This is a genomic window from Antiquaquibacter metalliresistens (assembly GCF_029211225.1).
GTDB lineage: Bacteria > Actinomycetota > Actinomycetes > Actinomycetales > Microbacteriaceae > Rhodoglobus > Rhodoglobus metalliresistens.
In genome coordinates this window covers 481,114-497,574 of sequence record NZ_JARGEM010000002.1, presented here as the reverse complement: position 1 = coordinate 497,574, position 16,461 = coordinate 481,114, and the positions used below count along the sequence as shown (strand labels likewise).

Here is a 16,461-nt window from a genome sequence, read left to right as displayed (position 1 = left end):
CGTGGCTTGGTGGATCCGCCTTCGTTCGTTCCCCCTCTGGATCATCCCGCTCGCGCTGGGCATCGTGATCCTGCTCCTGCCGCAACTGGGCCTGCAGTTCTCGATCCAGCGTCAGATCCAGCTCACGCTCATCCTCGCCCTCGTCGTGAGCGGACTGAACCTCTCGCTCGGCTACGCCGGTGAGCTGGCTCTCGGCCAGGCGGCGATGTACGCGGCCGGTGCCTATACGGCTGGTCTCATCTCCAAGGCGGGGCAGACCGACATCCTGATCCAGCTGGGCGCGGGTGCGGTCGTCGCGCTGCTCGTCGGCCTGCTCACGGGCATACCCGGGCTCAGGCTGGGCGGGTGGTCGCTGGCCATGACCTCGTTCTTCCTGGTGCTCGTGCTGCCCGATGTGCTCGCGATCTTCAAGGAGTACACGGGCGGCCGCAACGGGCTCACGGGCATCGCTCCGCCGACCCTGTTCGGGCAGCGGTTGACGGATGACCAGGTCTATCTCGTGATCGGCGTCGTCGTCATCCTCTGGTTCGCCATCGTGCGCAACATCGTGACCTCGCGGCACGGCGTCGCGTTCCGGGTGCTCAAGCGCAGCCCCGTGCTCGCCTCGTCGCTCGGCATCTCGGTCTTCCGGATGAAGCTCACCGCCTACGCGCTCGGCGCGGTTCCCGCGGGACTTGCGGGAGCGCTGTTCGCGAACCTCGACCTGTACATCTCGCCGGAGGCGTTCGGGTTCACGCTTGCGACCACCGTGCTCGCGGCCTCGATCCTGGGCGGCTCGGCGAGCGTCTACGGGGCGGTGATCGGTGCGGGCATCCTGCAGTTCGGCCTCAACCAGTCGAGCGGCTTCCAGGAGTACGCGCTGCTGTTCACGGGGGCGTTCCTCATCATCGGCGGCGTGCTGCTGACCGGCGGCCTTGCGGGGGTGTTCCGATCGCTCGTCGCACGCCTCGACGCGCGCGCGGCGAGGGAGACGCCCAAGCCCGCCGGGGCGACCGCCGAGGCGGAGGCTGCGGGGCTCTCGGGCTTCGACGGCAAGCGGCTGGTGATCAGCGGCGTCACGAAGTCGTTCGGCGGAAACCGGGCGCTCAACGACGTGTCGCTCACGGCGGAGCCGGGCCGCGTCACCGCGATCATCGGGCCGAACGGCTCGGGCAAGACGACGCTGCTCAACATGGTCTGCGGCTTCTATCGCACGGATGCCGGCTCGATCGAGCTCGACGGTCGCCGCCTGCAGTCCTCGAGTCCGGATGCGGTGGCCCGCGCGGGCGTGGCGCGCACGTTCCAGACGCCGAACATCCCCGAGGGCATCTCGGTGTACGACGCCGTGGCATCGGGCCGCTATATGTCCGACCGCGCATCCATCGTCAGTGCCGTGTTGCGGCTGCCCGGATTCCGGCGCGTACGCCGCGGCGACCACGACGAGGCGGATCGCGTGCTCGCCCTCGTGGGGCTGACGCAGTACCGCGACGTCGAGGCCCTCTCGCTGCCGCTCGGCATGCGTCGCATGCTCGAGGTGGCGCGCTGCCTGATCTCGCGCCCCGGCGTGCTGCTGCTCGACGAGGTCGCCTCCGGGCTCGACGAGCACGAGGTGGAGCGTCTCGCGCGCGTCGTGCGCAAGGTCGCCGAAGCGGGAGGCACGGTGGTGCTCGTCGAGCACAACTTCCAACTCGTGCTCTCACTGGCCGACGAGATCGTCGCGCTCGCGCACGGCGAGGTCATGGCCAAGGGCACGCCAGCCGAGATCGAGTCGAACACGCGGGTGCTCAGTGAGTACCTCGGCGTCGACCCCGATGAACTCGAAGAACAGCAGCGAGAGGGACACCGATGAGCTCGACCGACACGACCCCCCGACCGCTGCTGAAGGTCGAGAGCCTCGCCACGGGCTACGGCGACCTGCGAGTGGTGTGGGATGTCTCCTTCGAGGTGCATCCCGGACGCCTCACCGTGCTCCTCGGCCGCAACGGGGCGGGCAAGACCACGACGCTGCGGGCCGTGACTGGACTCAACAAGGTCACCGGCGGCACCGTCGAGTACGACGGCGAGGCGCTCACCAAGCGCAGCGTGCCCGAGCGGGTGAAGATGGGTATCTCCTACGTGCAGGAGGGCAAGCGCGTGCTCCACGCGCAGACCGTGGAGGAGAACCTGCTGCTGGGCGGCCGGGTGCGCCGGGTCAAGCGATCCGAACTGCGCGAGGAGATCGACAAGATCTACGGTCTCTTCCCGATTCTCAAGGAGAAGCGGGCTCTGCCGGCCGGTAGCATGTCCGGCGGTCAGCAGCAGATGCTCGCGATCGGCACGGCGCTCATGGCGGCGCCCCGCCTGCTGCTGCTCGACGAACCCTCGGGCGGCCTCGCCCCCGTGATCGTCAAGGAGGTCATGCAGCGCATCGCCGAGCTCAAGCAGACCGGCATCGGCATCCTGCTCGTCGAGCAGGCGGTGGACGCCTCGGTGGCGATCGCCGACGACGTGGTGGTGCTCGACATGGGGCGCACCGTGCTGTCGGCACCGGCATCCGAGATCACGGACATCAGCATCCTGCACGACGCCTACTTCGGAAAGCACTCGCTCAAGACCGACCTTGAGGCCTCCGAGCGGGCGCACGACGAGTTCCCCGGGCAGAAGAAGACCAAGCGGTAGCGTAGCGCCGGCGCTCAGGTGGCGTCGGGGAGGTTCGTCCAGCCGCGGCGCGTGCTGCGGGCGTACCACCCCGACGCCGCGAGCGTGCCTCCGTCAACCGGCAGGGTCTGGCCGGTCACGAAGCCCGCCGCATCGGAGGCGAGGAACTCGACGACGCTGGCGTAGTCATCCGGGTCGCCGAAGCGGCCGAGCGGCACCCAGGTGCGGATGAGCGCCGGGTCGCGACCGGCGAGCATGAGTTCGGCGGGGGTCTGCTCGGTGTCTGCCAGGTCGGGCGCGATGCCGTTGACGCGCACCCCGGAGCCAGCGAGCTCGACGGCGAGGCTCTTCGTGAAGGCGGAGACGCCGGCCTTGAACGCGGAGTACACGGCGTGCCCGGGGATGCCGCGGTAGGCCTCGACCGTCGACAGGTTCACGATCGACCCCCGCCCGCGCTCGACCATCCGCGGCGCGAGCGCGTGCGTGACGGCGAGCACATGCAGCAGGTTGAGGCGGTAGAGGCGGTCCCAGGCCTCCGGGGTGCTCCGCAGGAAGATCGGCGACGCCGGTCGGAAGTCGCCGACATTGTTGACGAGCACGTCGACGATGCCGTTGGCGTCGCGATCGATGGCGGCGACCAGCTCGTCGACGACGGCCGGCTCGGTGATGTCGCCGATCACGACGGAGCAGGCGCCGCCGCTCGCCTCGATCTCCGCGGCCGCGACCGCGGCGGCCGGCCCGTCGAGATCGTTCAGGATGACATGATCGCCAGTGCGCCCGAACCTGCGGCTGATCGCGCCGCCGATGCCGAGCGCGCCACCCGTGACCACGCACACCCGCCGCTGGAGAGAAGCCTCATCGCTCATCGCACTAACCTAGCATTTGGTTGGTAGAGTGGGGAGGTCCGCGCAGACGCGGAGCAAGGAGACCAACGATGTCCATCGTCATCGACCTGACCGGCCAGGTGGTGCTCGTCACGGGCGGCGCCCGAGGCGTCGGCGAGGGCATCGTCGAGACGTTCCTGCGCGCCGGCGCCGAGGTCGAGATCTGCGGTCGCACCACGCCCGAGACCCTGCGCGAGACCGACGGGCGCACCGCGCGATTCAGCGCGGTCGATGTGCGCGACGATGAGCAGGTCGCGCGCTGGGTGAGCGAGGTCTCCGACCGCCGCGGCCGCATCGACGTGCTCGTCAACAACGCCGGCGGGGCGCCGTTCGTCGGGTTCGCCGAGGGATCGCTGCGGTTGCACCGCAAGATCCTCGACCTCAACTTCTTCGCCGCCGCCGCGGTCTCGCACGCGGTGTACCCGATCATGGCCGGGCAGTCAGGCGGCGGCAGCATCGTCAACGTCACCTCCATCAGCGCCAGGCGCCCGAGTCCCGGCACCGCCGTCTATGGCGCCGCGAAGGCGGCGCTGGAGAGTCTGACCGGCAGCCTCGCCGTCGAATGGGCACCGCGCATCCGGGTGAACGCCGTCAGCTGTGGCCTGGTCGCGACCGACGGTGCCGAGGACCACTACGGCGACGCCGAAAGCTACGCGCGCGTCGCCGCCACGATTCCCCGCGGGCGCCTGGCCGACCCGCGGGAGATCGGCGCGGCCTGCGTCGTGCTCGCCTCCCCGCTCTCCAGCCACATCACCGGTGCCGTGCTCGATGTCGACGGGGGCGGCGAATGGCCCGCCTTCCTGGCCCACACCCCGCACGCCTCGTTCGCCCAACGCTCAGAAGGAACCCCGTCATGACCGAAGCCGTCATCGTCTCCGCCGTCCGCTCGCCGATCGGCCGCGCCTACAAGGGGTCGCTCAAAGACCTGCGCGGTGATGACCTCGCCGTGCAGATGGTGCGTGCCGCGCTCGCGGCCGTTCCTGAGCTCGATCCGGCGATGATCGACGACCTCATGGTCGGTTGCGCTCAGCCCGCGGGGGAGCAGGGCTACAACATCGCGCGCATGGTCGCGATGCAGCTCGGCTTCGACGCCCTGCCCGGCACCACCGTGCATCGCTACTGCGCATCGTCGGTGCAGACCACCCGCATGGCCTTCCACGCGATCAAGGCGGGCGAGGGCGACGTCTTCATCTCCGCGGGTGTCGAGACCGTCTCGCGCTTCGGCGCCGGCAAGTCGGACGGGATGCCCGACACCAAGAACCCCGCCTTCCTGAAGGGTGCCGAGCGCACTGCGCTGCTCGCCGCCGACCCCGGCGCGCGCTGGAGCGACCCGCGCGAGCACGGCGAGATCCCGGACATCTACATCGCGATGGGGGACACCGCCGAGAACGTCGCCCAGTTCCGCAACGTCTCACGTCAGGCGCAGGACGAGTTCGCCGTGCGCAGTCAGAATCTCGCCGAGCAGGCGGCCGCTCGTGGCTTCTGGGAGCGCGACATCACGCCCGTGCTGCTGCCCGACGGCTCGTGGGTGACCACCGACGACGGCCCGCGTGCCGGTGTGACGCTCGACGGCATCTCCGGCATGAAGCCGGTCTTCCGCGAGCACGGCACCGTGACCGCCGCCAACTGCTGCCCGCTCAACGACGGCGCAGCGGCCCTCGTCATCATGAGCGACCGCAAGGCCAAGGAGCTGGGGCTGACGCCGCTGGCGCGCATCGTGTCGACCGCGGTGTCAGCGGTGAGCCCGGAGATCATGGGTCTCGGTCCGGTGCAGTCGGTGGCGCGCGCACTCGAGCTGGCCAAGCTCTCGGTCTCCGACATCGACATCATGGAGATCAACGAGGCCTTCGCCGCGCAGGTGCTGCCGTGTGTGGAGGACATCGGCATTGACATGGACAAGGTCAACGTCAACGGCGGCGCGATCGCGCTCGGCCACCCGTTCGGCATGACGGGCGCGCGGATGGCGACCACGGCGATCCACGCCCTGCAGGAGCGCGACGAGCAGTTCGCCGTCGAGACGATGTGCGCCGCCGGCGGTCAGGGCATGGCGATGGTGCTCGAGCGCCTCAGCTGAGGTCGAGACGGGGCTCAGCCCTCGCGGGTCGCGAGCTCCCGCAGCTCCGACTTCATGATCTTGCCGGTCGCGTTGCGGGGGAAGTCTTCGACGAAGACGAACTCGCGCGGCACCTTGAAGTTCGCCAGGCGCGCTCGGCAGAACGCGTCGAGGTCGCTCGCGTCGGGCTTGGGGTCGGCGTCGTGCAGCAGCGCGACGTAGGCCCGGCCCACGGCGCCGAGGCGGGCGTCATCCAACCCGATCACGGCGGACTCGTTGACGGCCGGATGCTGGCGCAGCACGTTCTCGACCTCCGCCGGGTACACGTTGAACCCGCCGACGATGTACATGTCCTTCAGTCGGTCGGTGATCTTGAGGCAGCCGTGCTCATCGAGGCGCCCGATGTCACCGGTGTGGAACCAGCCCTCGGGATCGATCGCCGCGCGCGTCGCCTCCTCGTCGTGGAAGTACCCGAGCATCACGTTGTCGCCGCGCAGCAGGATCTCGCCGTCCTCGCCGACGGGCACGTCACGGCCTTCGGTGTCGATCACCCGGATTTCGGTGCCCGCCACCGCCGGCCCGGTCGTCTGGGCCGCGTGCTCGAGGGTCTCGCCGGGGCGCGACATCGTCGCGACGATGCACTCGGTGAGCCCGTAGGCCTGCGCGATCGTCTCGAACCCGAGGATCTCGACCATGTCGCGGAACAGGGTCGCGGGAGCCGCCGTCGCACCGGCGACCGCGAACCGCAACGACGAGAGGTCGTACTCCCGAAGGCGGGGGTGGTCGAGCAGGGACGTGAAGATCGTCGGCACGCCCGGCATCACGGTGATGCGCTCCGTCTGGATCAGGGTCAGCAGCTGGTCGGTGTCGAACGTGGCCACGGGGTAGATGGTGGCGCCCGCGACAAGGGACGAGGTCATCCCGGCCTTGTAGCCGAAGCCGTGGAAGAAGGGGTTCACGATGGCGTAGCGGTCGTCCGGCGACAGGTTCGCGCCGGCCGCCCAGGCGCGCGCCACGCCGAGCGTCTGACGGTGGGCGCTCATGACGCCCTTCGGCACACCGGTGGTGCCCGAGGTGTAGAGGATGTCGACGATGTCCTCCGCGGTCACCGCCGCCATGGCGGCGTCCAGCGCCTCCTCCGCGTCGGCGTCGCCGAGGGCGAGGAACTGCGGCCAGCTCAACTCGCCGGGACCGGCGGCGGCATCGTCGAGGTCGACGATGAGTCGCAGCTGGGGTAGGCCGACCACCGGTGACGACGGGTCGTCCGCGTGCTCGGCGCGGCCGGCATCCTGCAGCAGATGCGTGTAGTCCTTGCCGAGGAAGCCGTCGGCGACGACGAGCACCGAGCTGCCGGAGCGCTCGAGGATCACGTGCGCCTCGCGGCCGGTGTAGCGCGTGTTCAGCGGCACCACGGCGGCCCCGATCGACTGCGCCCCGAGCATGGCGACGATGAACTCGAGCCGGTTGGGCGCCCACACCGCGACCCGGTCTCCGCGGCGCACGCCCTGAGCGAGGTAGGCGCGCGCGGCGCGTCGCACGAGCTCGTACAGTCCGCGGTAGCTCACCCGCTGCGGTCCGTCGACGACGGCGAGGTGCTCGTCGTAGCGCTCGGCCGCGGCGGCGAGCATCCCCGGAATCGTGCGGTCGTCGGGGTTGGCGTTCATCGGTATCCCATCGTTGGAATGCGGTCGCGTCGGAAGAATCGGCCGTCGCGGATGTCGCCGAAGCGCCCGCGGATACGGCACACTGAGCAAGTGCTTGTACAAGACCGCAGGGAGACTCGCCGATGACCAGCAATCCCATCATCCAGGACCCGGCCACCGGAGCACCGCAGAGCCGTCGGGATCAGCTGCTGCTCATCGCCGCCCACCTCATCGCCTCGCGCGGCTACTCCGCGACGACGGTGCGCGACATCGCGGATGAGGCCGGGATCCTCTCGGGCAGCCTGTACCACCACTTCTCCTCCAAGGAGGCCATTCTCGAGGAGATCCTTCGGAGCTTCCTCGATGACCTGCTCGCGCGATTCCAGACGATCTCCGATGCCGGGCTCGACCCGCGCGAGACCTTCGACGAGCTCATCGCCTACGCGTTCGTCACGATCGACTCCAAGCCCGATGCCGTGGCCCTGTACCAGAACGAATCGTCGTTCCTCTACCGGCAGCGCGGGTTCGAGTTCGTCGCGGAGAAGAGTCAGCAGATCGAGATGATCTGGCTCAGCACGATGCGCGCAGGCCAGGCGGCCGGCGTGTTCCGCCCCGAGCTCGACGTGCAGCTGACCTACCGCTTCATCCGCGACGCGGTGTGGGCGACCGTCAAGTGGTACCGCCACGGCGGGCGCAACACCGTCGAGACCGTGCGGGACCAGTGTCTCGCCCTGCTGCATCACGGGATGCTGGATCCCGCAAGCGCTTCGTCGCACTGAGGGTCGCATTCGGGTCAGTCCGGCACTTCTCGCGTGCGCTTGGCCCGCGGGTCGAGCACCTCGCGGATGAGGCGGAGTTCTTCGGCGTTCGGGATGCGCGTGGTCGGGGCATCCCCGATCTCGATCTCGAAGCCCGTGTTCTCGCGCACCTGTTCGGCCGTCACGCCGGGGTGCAGCGACTTGACCTTCACGCGCCCCTGCTCGTCGAAGTCCAGTACGGCGAGGTTCGTCACGATCACGCCGAGGTGGTGGAAGCGCATGGCGGCACCCCCGGCGCGAGCGCGGTCGTTGCCGACGCCCGAGACCATGTCCACCTTCGGCACGAACAGTCGCGCGCTGTGGCGCGCCACCCAGTAGTCCACGCGATGGTTGACGGTGTTGCCGGGCGCGCCGCGCACGCCGATGAGCTGGCGCTTCGGGGTGTTCCAGTCGCCGATGAGGGAGATGTTCTGGTTGCCGAAGGCATCGATCTGGCTCGCCCCCATCATGCTCTGCCGCCGGCCCGTCGCGAGGATGTCGAAGATGCGACGGAACGGCGCCCAGCCCTCGATCACGCCACCGGCGGCGGCCGTCGCCCCGAGCGGTGGCGGCTCGCTCATGAGGAATGCCTCGCCGTCGGTGAGCACGATCTGCGGCGCGAACGTGAGCTTGGCCAGGCGCGCGCCGATCGTCGGGATGGTGCCGACGGCGTGCGCGAGCACCTCGCCCGACTCGCGGTAGGTGTCGGCGCACGCGGCGATGCAGACCTCGGCGGTGGTGGCGGGCATCAGTTCTCGTCCTTCCGTGCGGCGAAACGCGCCACGGCATCGCGGTAGTCGGCCTCATCGCCGCCCAGGAACTCGCGACTGAACTCGAGCCAGGCCGCGTCGTCGCGCGCCGACTGGGCGTAGTGGCGCTGGAACGCCTCGTCGCGGTCGTAGTCGGGCTCGCAGGCCGTGAAGTGGGCTCCGCCGGGCGCCTCGATCACGCCGGTGACGTACATGCGACTGAACATCAGGGTGTGGAACGAGCCCTCGTCGAGCAGTCGCTCCGTCGGGATGACGCGCTCGGCGCTCAGGAACGTGCGGGTCGCCGCCATCGCGAACAGGTCGTCGAAGTAGGGGTCCGGCCCGAGGAACTGGGCGTTGCCCGCGCTGTCGCTGCGATTGGCGTGCAACAGGGCGACGTCGAGCGGCAGCGCCTTCATGGCGACGTACTCCTCGTCGTCGTAGGGGGATGCCACCATGCGCAAGCTCGGGTTGGCGGCGAGCACGTCGGAGCCGAGCCCCGCACGGGTCGGCAGGAACGACAGACGCGCGGCGGCGGCGCGCAGGCCGGTGACGAACATGCCCTCGTCGTACTCCTCGACCTCGAGCCCGCCGCGTTCGCGTGCCCGCGTGAAGAGCGGATCGAGCGGGATGCTGTCGAGCGACACGAAGCCGTAGACGACCTTGCGCGCCTTGCCGGCCTCGACGAGGAGTCCGACGTCGGGCCCGCCGAAGGCGACGATCGTGAGGTCGGTGACCTCGGTGCGCAGCAGCGCGCGCACGAGCGCCATCGGCTTGCGCCGCGAACCCCAGCCCCCGATGCCCACCGTCATGCCGGATTCGATGGACGCGACGGCCTCATCGAGGCTCATCGTCTTATCGAGCATTCCCCGCTCCTCATGTCGCGACGCTGCGAAACCTAGCGCTTGTTTGGTTGCCACAGTACCATGAATCACCACGCCCTCCGGGGTCGTCGAGGAGGACGAGATGGCAGACACCAGCACCACAGCGCCGCACACGCTCGTCACCGGGGGCAGCAGCGGCATCGGTGCTGCGGTGGTGGGGATTCTGCTCGAACGCGGCCACGCGATCACGGTGTTCGACCTGCAGCAGCCGAGTGCGGCCGGGGTCGGATTCGCCGCGGTCGACTGCAGCGACGAGGTCGCGGTGGAGGTCGCCCTGGCCGCGGCGGAGACGCGTTCGGGGATCGTGACGGGCTTGGTGACCTGTCACGGCGTCCGCGGGGAGTTCGTGCCGGCGCTCGAGCTCGATCTCGAGCGCACACGCCGGGTGCTGGACGTGCACGTGATCGGCACGCTCGTGGTGGCCAGATCGGTCGTGCGGCGGCTGCAGGGCCGCGCGGCATCGATCGTGACGGTCTCCTCCACCACCGCCTACGGCGGCTGGCCGAACCAGGCCGACTACGGCACCGCGAAGGCGGCCGTGCGTCAGCTGACCGCGAACCTGGCGATCGAATGGGCCCCGCTCGGGGTGCGCGTCAACGGCGTCGCCCCGGGGCACACCCTCACCCCGATGGTGCAGGAGATGATCGACGGCGGCTACGACGTGGGAGCGATCGAGCGACGGTCCCCGCTCGGAAGGCTCGCCTCGCCCGAGGAGATGGCGGCCTCGATCGTCTACCTGCTGTGCGACGCCGGATTCGTCACGGGTCAGACGCTGCCCGTGGACGGCGGGTGGACGGCGGTGGGCAAGTGACCGCCGGTCAGCGTGGCGCCTCGATGAGCTCGACGCGCACGTCGTCGGGTCCGAGCACGTACAGCAGCCGGTGGTGCTCGAGCGGTCCGCTCGTGGCGGTGATGGGGTCGGAGAGCCTGGTCACGCCGCGCGCCGCGAGTCGGTCCAGCGTGGCGTCGAGATCGTCGACGACGAGCGCGACGTGCATCGCGCCGATGCTGCCGTTGTCGGGGTCGATGCGCACGCCCGAACCGCCGCGGTACTCCAGCAACTCGATGAGCGTGGCGTCACCGGGCAGCCGCACGAAGGCCTGCCGCACCACGACGCCGACGTATCCCGTGACGGCGTCGATCGCCGGTCCGCTCTTCTCGTACGGGCCCAGCAGTTCGCCACCGGTGAGGTGCACGAAGAAGTCCGCGGCCGCATCCAGGTCGCTCACGGTGATTCCTGCGTGGTGCACGACCATGCCCGCTCCTCTCGATCAAGCGTTTGCTCAGACTCTAGCGAAGGTGGATTGACATGACCGCGACCGACCGCATCCTGCAGCTCGACGGCAAGGTCGTGGTGCTCACCGGTGCCGCGGGCGGGCAGGGGCGCGCCCATGCCGCCCTGCTGCACGAGCTCGGGGCGCGCATCATCCTCACCGACGTCGATGAAGCGAGCGTGGTCGCGCTCGCGGCCGCCCTCGGCGGCGAGTCGGTCGGCGTCGCGCACGACGTGACTTCGACGGCCGATTGGCAGGCGGTCGTCGCTCTCGCGCGGGAGCGGTTCGGTCGCATCGACGTGCTCGTCAACAACGCGGGGTACTCGCCGGTGGCACCCCTCGCCGACTCCGACGACGCACTCCTGCGCCGCACGCTCGAGATCAATCTCGTGGGGCCCATGATCGGCATGCGCGAGGTGCTGCCCCTGATGCGCGATCGGGGCGGTTCGATCATCAACGTCAGCTCGACCGCGGGTCTCGAGGGCGCCCCGGGCCGTGTGCCGTACTCCGCCTCGAAGTTCGGCCTGCGGGGTGCCACGCGTTCGGTGGCGCGCGAGTACGGCCCGTACGGCATCCGGGTCAACGCCGTGTGCCCGGGCGCCGTCGACACCCCGATGATCAGCGAGCAGACGCGTCAGGGCGTCGGCTTCATCTCGACCATCCCGATCCCGCGCGCGGGGCGCCCCGAGGAGGTCTCGAACCTGATCGCCTTCCTCGCGAGCGACGCGAGCAGCTATTGCACCGGGCAGGACTTCGTCATCGACGGCGGGGTGACCGCCTGATGCCGGCCTACGAGATCGACGGCGTCGTGCCCGTGGTCGACCCGACCGCGTTCGTGCACGAGACTGCGAGCCTCATCGGCGACGTGATCATCGGGCCGGGATGCTACATCGGCCCGTTCGCGAGCCTGCGGGGTGACTTCGGCCGCATCGTCGTCGGTGCCGGGTCGAACGTGCAGGACTCGTGCGTCATCCACGCCTTCCCCGGCGCGGACGCGGTGCTCGAGCCCGGGAGCCACATCGGGCACCAGGCCGTGCTGCACGGCTGCACGATCGGTTCCTACGCCCTCATCGGCATCGGCGCGATCGTGCTCGACGGCGCCGAGGTCGGCGAGAACGCCCTCGTCGGTGCAGGCGCGGTCGTGACGGCGGGCACGATCATCCCCGCCGGGGCGCTGGCGCTCGGCAGCCCGGCGAAGGTCGTGCGGCAGCTCGACCAGGTGGCGATCGAGTGGAAGCGCGATGGCGTGCGCATCTACCAGGAACTCGCGCAGCGCAGCATCGCGACGCTGCGCCCCGTGACGCCGCTGACCGAACCCGAGCCCGATCGCGCGCGCGTGAGCACCGGGCGCGACGTCTCCGTGCCGTTGCACGAGCGGCGGGGTGGATCAGCCGAGCCCGCGTAGCTCCCCGAACCGACGGCGGTGCTCCCCGGCGTCGCCGAACAGCTGGCCGAGAGCGTGGGCGCGCTTGAACAGCAGCTGCGCGTCGTGCTCCCAGGTGATCGCGATGCCGCCGTGCAGCTGCACGGTCTCGGCGGCCACGTGGTCGAGGGCGGTCGTGCACCACGCTTTCGCGAGCGCGGCACGTTCGGGCAGGTCCGCGGCATCCACGGAGGCCGACCATCCCGCCGCCCACGACACCGTGCGCGCCGTCTCGACCTGCAGCAGCATGTCCGCCATCCGGTGCTTGAGCGCCTGGAACGATCCGATCGCGCGGCCGAACTGCACCCGCTGCTGCGAGTAGGCGACGGTCATGTCGAGTCCGCGCTGTGCCGCGCCCACCTGCAGCGCGCTCACGGCGGTGATCGCGCGATCGCGCAGGCCGGCGACGGCCGCTGCGGCATCGAGCAGCAACGGACGCGCCGCGGCGTCGGAGAACGTGAGCGTCGCGAACCGCAGCGTCGGGTCGAGGGCCGGCGTGGCAACCCGGGTCACCCCGTCGCCGAGCACCTCGAAGATGCCGACGCCGTCATCCGTTTCGGCGATCGCGAGCACGACGTCGGCGTTCGCTCCGTCGAGCACGAGCGTCGCCTCGCCGGTGAGCCGCCAGGGTTCGCCGGGGGTGGCGCGGATGCCGGAGCCGTTCGTGCGCCAGCGGCCCGTGGCATCCGCCCAGGCCACCGTCGCGACGGACGTGCCGTCGGCGATTCCGGGGAGCAGGCGTGCGCAGGCCTCGTCGTCGGCGGCGAGCAGCAGGGCGTCGGCGGCGACCACCGCTGAGCCGAGCAGCGGTGAGGGCGCCAGCGACGCCCCGAGCTGTTCGAGCACGATCTGCGTCTCGAACGAGCTGAACCCCGCCCCGCCGTACTCTTCCGGGATCGCGAGCGCGGCGGCCCCGACCTCCTCGGAGAGCAGTCGCCACAGCTGGCCGTCATAGCCCACCTCGGAGACCATCGCGGCGCGCACGGCCACCGAGTCGGCGTGCCTGGCGAGCAGGCTGCGCACCGTGCTCGCGAGCTCGAGGTGTTCCTCGCTCAGTGCGAAATGCATGTCGGGCTCCTTTGGTCTCAGGATGCCAGGATCGCGCGCGCAATGACGGCGCGATGATCGGAGGCCGTGCCCCACACCCCGGCGAGGGCGCGCACCCGCAGCAGCACGAGCCCGAGGTCGTGCTCGGCGGTGTAGCCGATCGCGCCGTGCACCTGCAGGGCCGTGCCCGCAGCCTTCAGTGCGGCCTGTCCGGCGGCGAGCTTCGCCGCCGAGACGCTGCGCGCCGTCGTCGACGTGCCGAGATCGAGGGCCGCGCCGTAGACGAGAGGGCGCGCGAAGCTCAGCGCGATGCGCACGTCCGCGAGGGCGTGCTTGACCGCCTGGTACTCGCCGATCGCCCGGCCGAACTGTTCGCGCACCTTCGCATAGGCGACGGCCTCGGCCAGCAGCCGCTCCCCGGCACCGACGAGCATCGCCGCGCACGCGAGCGTGGTCTCGGCGATCGCGGCCTCGACCACGGTGGGATCGAGCGGCATCGCGGGCGCCGTGGCCCGCAGTCGCGCGAGCCGGCGCGCGGGATCGAGCGATTCCAGCACGGTGTCGGATGCTGCGGCCGCGATCGACGCACCGCTCACCTCGAACGCGTGCGTGCTCGCATCCGCGTCCACCGCGAACGGGGTCGTGCCGGTCACCGCGGCGGTCGCCACGACCGAGCCATCGGCGATGCCCTCGCGCAGCGTCGCGTCGACGAGCGTCGGCAGCAGCACCGCGGACTCGAGGTACGGGCCCGGCACCGCGTGGAAGCCGAGACGCTCGAAGACCACCACGAGCTCGCTCGCGCTCGCACCGACACCGCCCTCCTCCTCGGAGATGCGCAGTCCCAGCACGCCGCTCGCGGCGAGGTCGCGCCACACCTTCAGGCCCGGGCGATGGTCGCCCTCCGCCCAGGAGCGCGCGACCGAGAGGCCGCCGCCCGAGATCACAATGTCGTCGACGGCGTCGGCGAACGCTAGTTGCTCGTCACTCGGGGTGAATCTCACGACCGCCTCCTGTCACCGCGCGGCAGGCCGAGGATGCGCTCGGCGATGATGTCGCGCTGAATCTCATTCGTGCCCGCGTAGATCGGACCGGCCAGCGCGAAGAGGTAGTCGTCGGCCCAGCGGCCTCCGGCGGGCGCGCCGGCGCCACGCAGCTCCGCCTCGGGGCCGAGCAGATCGAGTGCGGTCTCATGCAGCGCGAGGTCGAGCTGGGACCAGAAGACCTTGTTGACGCTGCCGTCCGGTCCGACATCCCCGCCCTCGGCGAGGCGGCTGACGGTGCCCCAGGTGTAGAGGCGGTACGCCTCAGCGCCGACCCAGGCATCCACGACCCGATCGATCGCGTGCGGGGCGTTGTCGCCGTGGCTGTGCCAGAGCTCGACGAGCCGGTCGGCGGCGGCGCAGAATCGTCCAGGGGAGCGCAGCGAGAGCCCGCGCTCGTTGCCGGCGGTGCTCATCGCCACCCGCCAACCGTCGCCCGTGGCTCCCAGCACGTCGGCGTCCGGCACGAACACGTCGTCGAAGAAGATCTCCGCGAACCCCGCGTCGCCGTCGAGCTGCGCGATGGGTCGCACCGTGATGCCGGGCGCGTCGAGCGGGAACAGGAAGTAGGTGAGTCCGCGGTGCCGTTCGGCGGCCGGGTCGGTACGGAACAGCCCGAACCCGCGGTCGGCGAACGGCGCGCGCGAGCTCCAGGTCTTCTGACCGCTCAGCAGCCAGCCGCCGCGTTCCTCGTCGCGTCGTGCGCTCGCGCGGATGGCCGCGAGGTCGCTCCCGGCGCCCGGCTCCGACCAGGCCTGGGCCCAGATCTCCGAGCCGTCGCTCATCGCCGGAAGGAATCGAGCCTTCTGCTCGTCGGTGCCGTGTTCGAACAGGATCGGCGCCAGCAGCGAGATGCCGTTCTGCGCGATGCGCGTCGGCGCCCCCGAACGGTAGTAGGCCTCTTCGAACAGCACCCACTCGATGAGGCTCGCGTCGCGGCCGCCGAACTGCTCGGGCCAGGCGACGACCGACCAGCGGCCTTCGGCGAGTTTCGCCTCCCACGCCCGGTGTGCGGCGGCGCCTTCCGGGGTGTCCATGGAGGGCAGCCGCTCGGCGGGCACGTTGGCGGCGAGCCAGGCGCGCGCCTCCGCGTCGAAGGCGCGTTCGCTGTCGGAGAGGTCGAGGTTCATGCGCCGTCCCCCTCGCGCATCTCTCTCACGCGCATGCCGCCGAGCGAGTCCCCGCCGACCTCGGCGTTGTGCGCGTGGGCGGCGTGGTGCAGACCGAACACCGAGTCCATGCCGGCGCGGTAGCCCTGCAAGTCTTCGACCTGGTTGACGGCCTTCTTCGCGAGGGCGAGGCCGAGGCGCGGCATCGCGCCGATGCGCTCGGCGAGCGCGAGCACGGCATCCTCGAGCTCGGCCCGCGGCACGACGTGATTGACCATGCCCAGTTGGTGCGCGCGCTCGGCCGAGAAGCGATCGCCGGTGAACAGGAACTCCTTCGCGGCACGAGGGTTCATGACGAAGGGATGCGCGAAGAACTCCACACCGGGGATGCCCATCTTCACGACGGGGTCGGAGAAGAACGCGTCGTCGGCGGCGACGATCAAGTCGCACGACCAGGCGAGCATGAGCCCGCCCGCGATGCAGGCACCCTGCACCATGGCGATCGTCGGCTTGGGTATCTCGCGCCAACGCCGGCACATGCCGAGGTAGACCTCGGACTCGCGGGCGAAGCGGGAGTCGACGCCCTCCGCGCCGACGTGATCCCACCAGATGACGGCCTTGCGCTCGAAGCTCTGATCGACATCGCGATCGGGGGTGCCGATGTCGTGGCCCGCACAGAAGTGATCGCCGTTGCCCCCGAGCACGATGACCTTGACCGCGTCTTCGTCGACCGCGCGGGTGAATGCGGCGTCGAGCGCGTAGGTGACCTTGGAGTTCTGCGCGTTGCGGTACTCCGGCCGGTTGAGGCGGATGATGGCAGTGCTGCCCCGCACCTCGTACGTGACGACGTCGGACGTCGAGTCGGCCATGATGCTGCTCCTCGTCGAGTTCTCGCACCCAAACAAGTGCTTGGTTTGCTAGCATACGTGATGCTTGACTTCG

The 16,461-nt window shown here is 70.3% G+C and carries 17 protein-coding genes; 8 read left to right on the top strand and 9 right to left on the bottom strand.

Translation table 11 applies throughout. From position 1 onward, the window contains the following. The first annotated feature begins 1 nt into the window (after position 1). Together PYV02_RS05315 and PYV02_RS05310 are read left to right on the top strand one after the other, a co-directional pair. Positions 2-1,828 carry a branched-chain amino acid ABC transporter ATP-binding protein/permease gene (locus PYV02_RS05315; RefSeq protein ID WP_275756911.1) on the top strand — a complete coding sequence of 609 codons (1,827 nt, stop codon included), beginning with the start codon at positions 2-4 and terminating at the stop codon, positions 1,826-1,828. Beyond that, positions 1,825-2,637, top strand: coding sequence for an ABC transporter ATP-binding protein (locus tag PYV02_RS05310; RefSeq protein ID WP_275756909.1), 813 nt, complete (start codon positions 1,825-1,827; stop codon positions 2,635-2,637). Before PYV02_RS05315 ends, PYV02_RS05310 begins: the two co-directional genes overlap by 4 nt. A gap of 14 nt (positions 2,638-2,651) precedes the next feature. Here PYV02_RS05310 and PYV02_RS05305 read toward each other — a convergent pair whose 3' ends face one another. Beyond that, positions 2,652-3,482: an SDR family NAD(P)-dependent oxidoreductase gene (locus PYV02_RS05305; protein ID WP_275756907.1), complete on the bottom strand. Its 831-nt coding sequence runs from the start codon at positions 3,480-3,482 to the stop codon at positions 2,652-2,654. Between the two features lie 68 nt (positions 3,483-3,550). On the opposite strand from PYV02_RS05305, the gene PYV02_RS05300 reads away from it, so the two are divergent. Beyond that, positions 3,551-4,357 (top strand): SDR family oxidoreductase, encoded by an 807-nt coding sequence (locus PYV02_RS05300; protein ID WP_275756905.1) that lies wholly within the window; start codon positions 3,551-3,553, stop codon positions 4,355-4,357. Continuing rightward, complete coding sequence (locus PYV02_RS05295) at positions 4,354-5,574, top strand: acetyl-CoA C-acetyltransferase (RefSeq protein ID WP_275756903.1); 1,221 nt, start codon at positions 4,354-4,356, stop codon at positions 5,572-5,574. Before PYV02_RS05300 ends, PYV02_RS05295 begins: the two co-directional genes overlap by 4 nt. A 14-nt stretch (positions 5,575-5,588) precedes the next feature. On the opposite strand, the gene PYV02_RS05290 is transcribed toward PYV02_RS05295, so the two are convergent. After that, positions 5,589-7,217 (bottom strand): AMP-binding protein, encoded by a 1,629-nt coding sequence (locus PYV02_RS05290; RefSeq protein WP_275756901.1) that lies wholly within the window; start codon positions 7,215-7,217, stop codon positions 5,589-5,591. Between the two features lie 122 nt (positions 7,218-7,339). Here PYV02_RS05290 and PYV02_RS05285 point away from each other — a divergent pair, with 122 nt between their 5' ends. Then, complete coding sequence (locus PYV02_RS05285; RefSeq protein ID WP_275756899.1) at positions 7,340-7,975, top strand: TetR/AcrR family transcriptional regulator; 636 nt, start codon at positions 7,340-7,342, stop codon at positions 7,973-7,975. A 14-nt stretch (positions 7,976-7,989) separates the two neighbouring features. Here the strand turns inward: PYV02_RS05285 and PYV02_RS05280 are convergent, their stop codons facing one another. Both PYV02_RS05280 and PYV02_RS05275 read right to left on the bottom strand, forming a co-directional pair. Next, complete coding sequence (locus PYV02_RS05280) at positions 7,990-8,742, bottom strand: CoA-transferase subunit beta (protein ID WP_275756897.1); 753 nt, start codon at positions 8,740-8,742, stop codon at positions 7,990-7,992. After that, complete coding sequence (locus PYV02_RS05275; RefSeq protein WP_275756895.1) at positions 8,742-9,608, bottom strand: CoA transferase subunit A; 867 nt, start codon at positions 9,606-9,608, stop codon at positions 8,742-8,744. Before PYV02_RS05275 ends, PYV02_RS05280 begins: the two co-directional genes overlap by 1 nt. A gap of 100 nt (positions 9,609-9,708) precedes the next feature. Here PYV02_RS05275 and PYV02_RS05270 point away from each other — a divergent pair, with 100 nt between their 5' ends. Further along, complete coding sequence (locus PYV02_RS05270; RefSeq protein WP_275756893.1) at positions 9,709-10,437, top strand: SDR family NAD(P)-dependent oxidoreductase; 729 nt, start codon at positions 9,709-9,711, stop codon at positions 10,435-10,437. A 7-nt stretch (positions 10,438-10,444) separates the two neighbouring features. Here PYV02_RS05270 and PYV02_RS05265 read toward each other — a convergent pair whose 3' ends face one another. Continuing rightward, positions 10,445-10,876 carry a VOC family protein gene (locus PYV02_RS05265; RefSeq protein ID WP_275756891.1) on the bottom strand — a complete coding sequence of 144 codons (432 nt, stop codon included), beginning with the start codon at positions 10,874-10,876 and terminating at the stop codon, positions 10,445-10,447. A 59-nt stretch (positions 10,877-10,935) separates the two neighbouring features. Between PYV02_RS05265 and PYV02_RS05260 the strand changes: the two genes are divergently transcribed. Together PYV02_RS05260 and PYV02_RS05255 are read left to right on the top strand one after the other, a co-directional pair. Continuing rightward, complete coding sequence (locus PYV02_RS05260; RefSeq protein ID WP_275756889.1) at positions 10,936-11,682, top strand: SDR family NAD(P)-dependent oxidoreductase; 747 nt, start codon at positions 10,936-10,938, stop codon at positions 11,680-11,682. Beyond that, positions 11,682-12,305, top strand: a complete 624-nt coding sequence (locus PYV02_RS05255; RefSeq protein ID WP_275756887.1) for a gamma carbonic anhydrase family protein — start codon at positions 11,682-11,684, stop codon at positions 12,303-12,305. Before PYV02_RS05260 ends, PYV02_RS05255 begins: the two co-directional genes overlap by 1 nt. Here PYV02_RS05255 and PYV02_RS05250 read toward each other — a convergent pair. The 4 genes from PYV02_RS05250 to PYV02_RS05235 are packed head-to-tail and all read right to left on the bottom strand — an operon-like array spanning position 12,288 to position 16,388. Continuing rightward, positions 12,288-13,391 carry an acyl-CoA dehydrogenase family protein gene (locus PYV02_RS05250; RefSeq protein WP_275756885.1) on the bottom strand — a complete coding sequence of 368 codons (1,104 nt, stop codon included), beginning with the start codon at positions 13,389-13,391 and terminating at the stop codon, positions 12,288-12,290. The genes PYV02_RS05255 and PYV02_RS05250 overlap by 18 nt on opposite strands. A 17-nt stretch (positions 13,392-13,408) precedes the next feature. Then, positions 13,409-14,371 carry an acyl-CoA dehydrogenase family protein gene (locus tag PYV02_RS05245; RefSeq protein WP_275756883.1) on the bottom strand — a complete coding sequence of 321 codons (963 nt, stop codon included), beginning with the start codon at positions 14,369-14,371 and terminating at the stop codon, positions 13,409-13,411. Next, positions 14,368-15,540, bottom strand: coding sequence for an acyl-CoA dehydrogenase family protein (locus PYV02_RS05240; RefSeq protein ID WP_275756881.1), 1,173 nt, complete (start codon positions 15,538-15,540; stop codon positions 14,368-14,370). Before PYV02_RS05240 ends, PYV02_RS05245 begins: the two co-directional genes overlap by 4 nt. Further along, a complete protein-coding gene (locus PYV02_RS05235) occupies positions 15,537-16,388 on the bottom strand; it encodes an enoyl-CoA hydratase (RefSeq protein WP_275756879.1) in 852 nt (283 codons plus the stop codon). Before PYV02_RS05235 ends, PYV02_RS05240 begins: the two co-directional genes overlap by 4 nt. Positions 16,389-16,461 lie beyond the last annotated feature (73 nt).